General features: G+C 39.6%; 8 protein-coding genes. 5 read left to right on the forward strand and 3 right to left on the reverse strand.

Features of this window, described 5'->3' with window-relative positions; translation table 11 throughout:
- Positions 1-340 precede the first annotated feature (340 nt).
- Positions 341-1243 carry a protein rep gene (locus NBH01_RS26250; protein WP_225538865.1) on the forward strand — a complete coding sequence of 301 codons (903 nt, stop codon included), beginning with the start codon at positions 341-343 and terminating at the stop codon, positions 1241-1243.
- Positions 1244-1246: 3 nt separating this feature from the next.
- Here the strand turns inward: NBH01_RS26250 and NBH01_RS26255 are convergent, their stop codons facing one another.
- Positions 1247-1708 (reverse strand): hypothetical protein, encoded by a 462-nt coding sequence (locus tag NBH01_RS26255; protein WP_005812785.1) that lies wholly within the window; start codon positions 1706-1708, stop codon positions 1247-1249.
- A gap of 91 nt (positions 1709-1799) precedes the next feature.
- Here NBH01_RS26255 and NBH01_RS26260 point away from each other — a divergent pair, with 91 nt between their 5' ends.
- Entirely contained in the window at positions 1800-2570 is a 771-nt protein-coding gene (locus NBH01_RS26260; RefSeq protein ID WP_005799241.1) for a hypothetical protein, read from the forward strand.
- A 69-nt stretch (positions 2571-2639) separates the two neighbouring features.
- Here NBH01_RS26260 and NBH01_RS26265 read toward each other — a convergent pair whose 3' ends face one another.
- The gene (locus NBH01_RS26265; RefSeq protein WP_005799237.1) at positions 2640-3890 is read right to left on the reverse strand and encodes an NBU/pMV158-type mobilization protein; all 1251 of its coding nucleotides are present in this window, start codon (positions 3888-3890) and stop codon (positions 2640-2642) included.
- A 405-nt stretch (positions 3891-4295) separates the two neighbouring features.
- On the opposite strand from NBH01_RS26265, the gene NBH01_RS26270 reads away from it, so the two are divergent.
- Genes NBH01_RS26270 through NBH01_RS26280 form a run of 3 tightly spaced genes read left to right on the forward strand, consistent with a single transcriptional unit; the run spans position 4296 to position 5293 of the window.
- Complete coding sequence (locus tag NBH01_RS26270; protein WP_005812783.1) at positions 4296-4544, forward strand: AbrB/MazE/SpoVT family DNA-binding domain-containing protein; 249 nt, start codon at positions 4296-4298, stop codon at positions 4542-4544.
- Positions 4538-4858 carry a type II toxin-antitoxin system PemK/MazF family toxin gene (locus NBH01_RS26275; protein ID WP_005799262.1) on the forward strand — a complete coding sequence of 107 codons (321 nt, stop codon included), beginning with the start codon at positions 4538-4540 and terminating at the stop codon, positions 4856-4858. The genes NBH01_RS26270 and NBH01_RS26275 overlap by 7 nt, the downstream gene beginning before the upstream one ends.
- A gap of 36 nt (positions 4859-4894) precedes the next feature.
- The gene (locus NBH01_RS26280) at positions 4895-5293 is read left to right on the forward strand and encodes a hypothetical protein (RefSeq protein WP_005799260.1); all 399 of its coding nucleotides are present in this window, start codon (positions 4895-4897) and stop codon (positions 5291-5293) included.
- 213 nt (positions 5294-5506) lie between these two features.
- On the opposite strand, the gene NBH01_RS26285 is transcribed toward NBH01_RS26280, so the two are convergent.
- Positions 5507-5717: hypothetical protein (locus NBH01_RS26285; RefSeq protein ID WP_250700371.1), on the reverse strand; the 211-nt coding region annotated here is incomplete at its 5' end.

A 5717-nucleotide genomic window follows, 5' to 3' on the forward strand; every position in this document is an offset into this window, starting at 1 on the left:
GCTTTTTGACTTGTTATATGTAGGTTTTTTGAATGATGTTTGGCGGTTTGGAATGAATTACCTACTTTTGGGCTGAGAAAAAACGAAAGCCCGAAGGCAGTAACCAACGGGCTTTGTATTTTAAGAATTAGCAATCGTTTGTGTTCGTTCTTGGCGGGGCGGATACCAAACGAAAGCCACATCAAAATTTCATATGTGCAAAGATAGAACAAATATAACCAACTGCAAAGAAAGTCCGTTAAAAAACGGTTCTGATAGTCTTAAAAAAAAGGCTAAAGTAAAAATCATATCCCATAATTTTACTCGAAAACTTTCGGAAAAGAATCCGGATAGTAAGCTGATGAAAGCATATATGGATGCCCATGTGTGTTCAAATGTTTATACTGTGCAGGGAGGTAAGGCGCATTCCCATTATTGTCATCGGGCTTTTTGTCCTATCTGTCAGCGTATTCAAACGGCACAAAATGTAAAGAAGTTCCTTCCGGTTATGAAGTATTTGGCTTCGGAAGGCAGAGAGTTTTATTTTGTGACGCTTACCTTGCAAAATTGTGTAACCGATGATGCAAGGGTATTGCGAGATTTCATGCGTAGATGTAACCGGATGTGGGCTGATGGTATAAGGACGAAACACAAGTTTCGTTCACTTGGTATTTCGGGGGTGATTAAGAAGGAGTGTACCTATCATGTAGTAAAAAAGGATTTGTTTTCGTTCCATTATCATTTTCATATTATTGTTGATTCATTGGAAGCTGCAAAATATGTAGTAGCCCAATGGAAGAAATTGCATGGTAGTACGGTTGCTGATGCCCGTTTTCAGAAATATAAGAAGATAGAGGATTTTGAAAATGCAGCGATAGAGGTTTTTAAGTATGCTTCAAAGGCTTCTGTCTCAAAATCGAAAGGTCGTGACGGTAAAAAAAAGATTCAGATAAATTATAAGGCTTTGGATATGATTTATACTGCCATGCATGGGATGCAGCGCATGAGTAGTTTCGGACAGTTCCGCACCATGATCGGAGATGAAGCGTTGAATGATTTTAGAGATGAGGATTTGGTTCTTAATATTGAGGGATTGAATGTTGAAGATGGTTGTTATACTTGGTATATGTCTGTGAAAGATAAGGTGGCTGATTGGTATAATATGGAAACTGGGGAGGCATTGTGTTGTTATAAGGTCACCCGGAAGGATGAACTTTTGCAGGATATTTATTTAGATGAGGATATTTTTCCTAATAGTGGGTAGTTGTTAGTTTGTTGTATTGTTTTCTTGGTATGGTGTGAGTTCTATGTATTCTCTATTCATGAAAGGATCGCCAAATTTTCCACTTCTGTCATAGAAGGAAAATTTGTTTTTAGTTAGCTCGTCTATGTCCCAGTAATGTTCTCCACCAAAATAAATGGTACTGAAACTTGGATCACCGAATGACCATTGTCCGTAGATATTGGCTTCTTTTTTATTTCCTTGTTTGTCGATTTCTATATTTGTACGGGTATATGTTCCGTTTTTATTGAATTTGTATGTACCTTGCCAGACACTGCCGTTTTCGTCTGTTGTTTTTTTACCAGCCCATGTAATATCACAAATTAATGAGATTATGCTTTCTTCTCCATGGTTGTAGTATCCTTGTTTTTCAACACATCCGGTGTTTGAAATAAGAAAAAGTGATACTGTTGAAATAAGTAAAGAGATATGTATTATTCTATTCATAGTTAAATATTTAATATTCAATGCAAAAATAGGAGAAATTTTATATTTTTGGGCGAAACCTTTATTTATTAACTTTAAAAAAGGAGGATTTATGAAAAAAGTAATGTTTATGTTCATCAGTCTACTGACTGTTTTGGGTGTTTGTTCGTGTAATGATAATGAAGTAATAGAACCTGTGGTTAGTGATTCTGTATCTGATATGGAGGTCTTATCTCGTTTTGTTGATGTAAATGAGATTACAAATGAATACTATTTCAATGAGAATAAGAAAACGAGGGCGTTGTCTTATGTAACAGGTTCGGATTGGCAGGATTTAGAAAAAGTTAGTCCTTTGAGTATTGAGAAATATAAGAATAACCTGCAGGTTTTAAATGCTCAAGTGGCAAGTGCTATTTCAAATCCTAATACCGCTTATGTTGTTTTTTCTGTAAATGGAAAGACTTTGGTTAAAAAGGTGAAGGAGGATGCTAATTTTGATTTTTCAGTATTTAGGGATGTTGTAACGGAAACGAGGGCTGTTCTCCCTTCTTTGAGTATTAATGGAGGTTCTCAAAGCACTACCGGAGTTTTTTACGATTCCAGTCGTACTTTAAAGATGCAAGTTGATTTGAATGCTTCAATACAGAATAATTATTATTTCTTTGAAGTATTAAATCCTAATGCTAAACCAAGTCCGGATGATAATATAACGACACCTGAAAGTGTTGCTTTTAGTGGAACTGGACCGTTATGGAGTAACACTTTCACTTGGACTTCGTATTGGGATGCAAATGTACCTGGTCAAGGTTTTAAATGGGAGTTTAAAGGAAAAGGTACTACTCCTTCTTTTGGTTTTATAGCTAATTGCACCTTTAGTCGTTAAAAAATGAACGGGATTTAATTTGAATTGCACTTCTCAAAAAAGAGAAGTGCAATTCAAATTAGTGTCTTTCTATCGGTGTAGCCAGTTACCGTTATCTAAAGTCTTTTGTAGTGTATTCCAAAGTTCTTTAAGAAAGTTTTTAAAGTGGATGTTATTTAGCCAAATTGTAGTAATACCATTCTGACTTTTGGAGATATCTATTTTCACGTTTTTAACTTGGTATGATTTTCTCTTGTCTTTATCGTAAAGGTTTCCAGTGTAGTATATTTCCTTTCCAATAAGAAGTTGTCGGATATCTTTATTTTGTATTCCCATAGTTTGGAGTTCCTCTATATTTTCCTGTGCATTTTCCATTTCCGGAAAAAGGTTGGTTATGGGTTTTAGTTTGGATGCTTCTGCCTTTATCTGTCTGTCGGTTGTTTCCTGTACCCTTCGCATCTCGATGTTGTTGGTTCTTAATTGTCCTTCTAAATTTTGATTCTTGAATGAGAGGTTATAATTTTCTTTTTTGAGGGTTTCAATTTCTTTGGCTTGTCGTTTTACTTCCCCTACATTAAAGACGCTTGTAACGGCATTAAATACGGTTTTTCCGGCTTTTGCGGCAGCTTCTTTGGCTTCGTTGATGTGTATGTCGGTTTTCATGCTGTTTAGCTCTTTTTGTGCCGTACTAAGTTCCTTTTGGACTGTGGTGATTTTCTCGGTTCCGGCAGTGTATGCCCTGTTTAGTTGCTCGATGTCTTTTTGAAGTTGTTCAGCTTTCTCTGTTTCCATTTTGTTTTTGTATTGCATGGCCGACAAGTGTTTCTTGTCTGAAGAAACTCCACGTTCCATGTTGAGACACTCTGCTGTTATAGTCTGCATCTCCGCCATGTCGTGTCTGTTCAGCTTTACAGTTTTTCCTGTATGGCCGTCCGTCCAGTCAAAGATCATGTGCGCATGATAGTTCGGTTTCCATGCTTCTTCCTTTCCGTCCCATACGTTTGCGCCTTCATCCTTATGGGTGTAGATTTGGAAGGCGTGCACTCCAAAGCGTTCTTCCAGTTTTTCGGCCAAGTCTTGAAGCTGCTGGATTGTGGTTTCCTCGCTGATTACTATTACCCCTTCCCGGATTGGGGTAGCTTTCTTCTGTAATCCTTGTCCGGTGGCTTCCTTGTATTTTTCCGTTATGTCCCGATGTACTTCGGCAATGGAACATTCTACCCACTGTTCGTTGCGGTGTGTGAGTTCCGGACGGATGTAGTCGAGCTCCTTGCTTCTTAAGTTGTGACGTTCCGAGCTGCCTATATTGCAGGCTTCCACTCTGATACATGTCTTTGCCATATCTTTAGGTTTTAGGTGTGTATGTCTGTTTAGAAGATGTGGCGTGAAACGTCACATCGCACGGGGTCGAGGGGACACCCCTCGCACACAACCCCTTTAGGGGTTATAGTGTGCTATAACCTTTTGCAAAGGTAAGCCTTCCGGACGGGATTTGCAAGCGCTCTGCCATGTGTTCCGGATGTGCTTGGGAACAGAAGCCGGACAAAAGGGAAAAGGACACAAGGCACAATAAAAAATCATCGGTCGGGGAGCGCTGCACGGCAAGGGGGTGCACCAACACTCCCGACGAGTGCAGCCATTGACAGGGTTCTCGGTGAAAATGGAAAAAAGTTGTTTTTCCTTTTGTTATTGTTATAACTTTACATATATTTGTATCGTGATAATCAATTATAAAGTTATAACATTATGGTAACGAATATTATTCAGATTGGAAACAGCAAGGGGATAATACTTCCTTCCGAAGTATTGAAACAGTTGCGTTTGTCCTTGAAATCGGCTGTGAGCATTTCTTTGGACGGGAACAATATTGTGATAAAGGCACAACCACGTCAGGGATGGGCGGAAGCTGCCAAACGTGCCCATGAGAATGGGGATGATGAGTTGCTTATCCCTGATGTGTTTGAGGATGAAAAGTTTGAGGATTGGACATGGTAGAACAGTATGAAGTGTATTGGGTAGAGTTAGACCCTACCCGTGGGGGTGAAATGGCAAAGACACGGCCATGTGTAGTTGTCACTCCTTCAGATTTGAATATGTACCTTACAACAGTAGTCATTGTTCCGATAACCTCAACGATAAGAAATTATCCTTACCGGGTTCTGTGTTCTGTAGCCGGGCGTGAAGGAGAGATAGCCACTGATCAAATTCGCACGGTGGATAAAAGCCGGCTGAAAAGAAAGATTGGAGATTTGAATTTCAGTGAGATAAAAAGGTTACGTGAAGTATTTCAGCAAATGTTCTGTGAATAATGGAAAGTACGGAAAGAAAAATGCAAATAAGACATTATGAAACCAACTGACTACATCGAATGGGATAACCTGAAGGATATTCCATTCTTCCTCTGTCAAGTAGTCGAGGACAGAGAAAAACAAGATTTGGATATTTACTATTTGGGCAAACGTGTCTTGCACGATTACGACCATGTGGGGCACTATTTGCGGACTGCCGTTATCTTGTTCCGCAGGGTAAAGAGCCGCACAGCAGACTGGGTAAACCTGCGTAACCTTTGGACGCTGCGCAACTGTGTGCGTGAGAACTACAATCACGGCATAGGAATGAACGACCTTATTTTTGGGGAGAATTTCGATGGAGATAATCTCGATACGCTTACACCACTTACAAAGAAACGCTTTGATTTTTTGTGTAAGCGGATTAAGGAACTTGACCCATATGCAACTATTTAACACTCCATTGAGTGAAGGCAGGGCTTGTCTTTGTGTGCTCCCCCTTTGGGGGACGGGAGGGGGATAAGAAAAAAAATACCACCGGAGATGTCGGATATCCGTCAATTCACTCCGGTGTTTTTTTTGCAACTCTCCCGTATCGCTCGGCAAGGGTTGTCTTTGTGTACGGCAAAGATAGTTTTTTTTCCGGAAGTATCTTTGTCTGTTGTGGATTTAGTAGTGTATTTGTGTCAGAATTGCGCAGCCGGGGGAATGGGGGCGAGCCCCCATACTAGATAAACTAGAAAGTTTCGTGGTAAATGCTTTTTGACTTGTTATATGTAGGTTTTTTGAATGATGTTTGGCGGTTTGGAATGAATTACCTACTTTTGGGCTGAGAAAAAACGAAAGCCCGAAGGCAGTAACCAACGGGCTTTGTATTTTA

The sequence above is a fragment of the Bacteroides sp. B1-V-101 genome (genome assembly GCF_023656585.1).
Taxonomy (GTDB): Bacteria; Bacteroidota; Bacteroidia; order Bacteroidales; family Bacteroidaceae; genus Bacteroides; species Bacteroides thetaiotaomicron.

Coding starts and splice junctions, on each gene's coding strand:
- NBH01_RS26250 (WP_225538865.1), top strand. CDS start 341: ATGAAAGCATATATGGATGCCCATGTGTGTTCAAATGTTTATACTGTG.
- NBH01_RS26255 (WP_005812785.1), bottom strand. CDS start 1,708: ATGAATAGAATAATACATATCTCTTTACTTATTTCAACAGTATCACTT.
- NBH01_RS26260 (WP_005799241.1), top strand. CDS start 1,800: ATGAAAAAAGTAATGTTTATGTTCATCAGTCTACTGACTGTTTTGGGT.
- NBH01_RS26265 (WP_005799237.1), bottom strand. CDS start 3,890: ATGGCAAAGACATGTATCAGAGTGGAAGCCTGCAATATAGGCAGCTCG.
- NBH01_RS26270 (WP_005812783.1), top strand. CDS start 4,296: ATGGTAACGAATATTATTCAGATTGGAAACAGCAAGGGGATAATACTT.
- NBH01_RS26275 (WP_005799262.1), top strand. CDS start 4,538: ATGGTAGAACAGTATGAAGTGTATTGGGTAGAGTTAGACCCTACCCGT.
- NBH01_RS26280 (WP_005799260.1), top strand. CDS start 4,895: ATGAAACCAACTGACTACATCGAATGGGATAACCTGAAGGATATTCCA.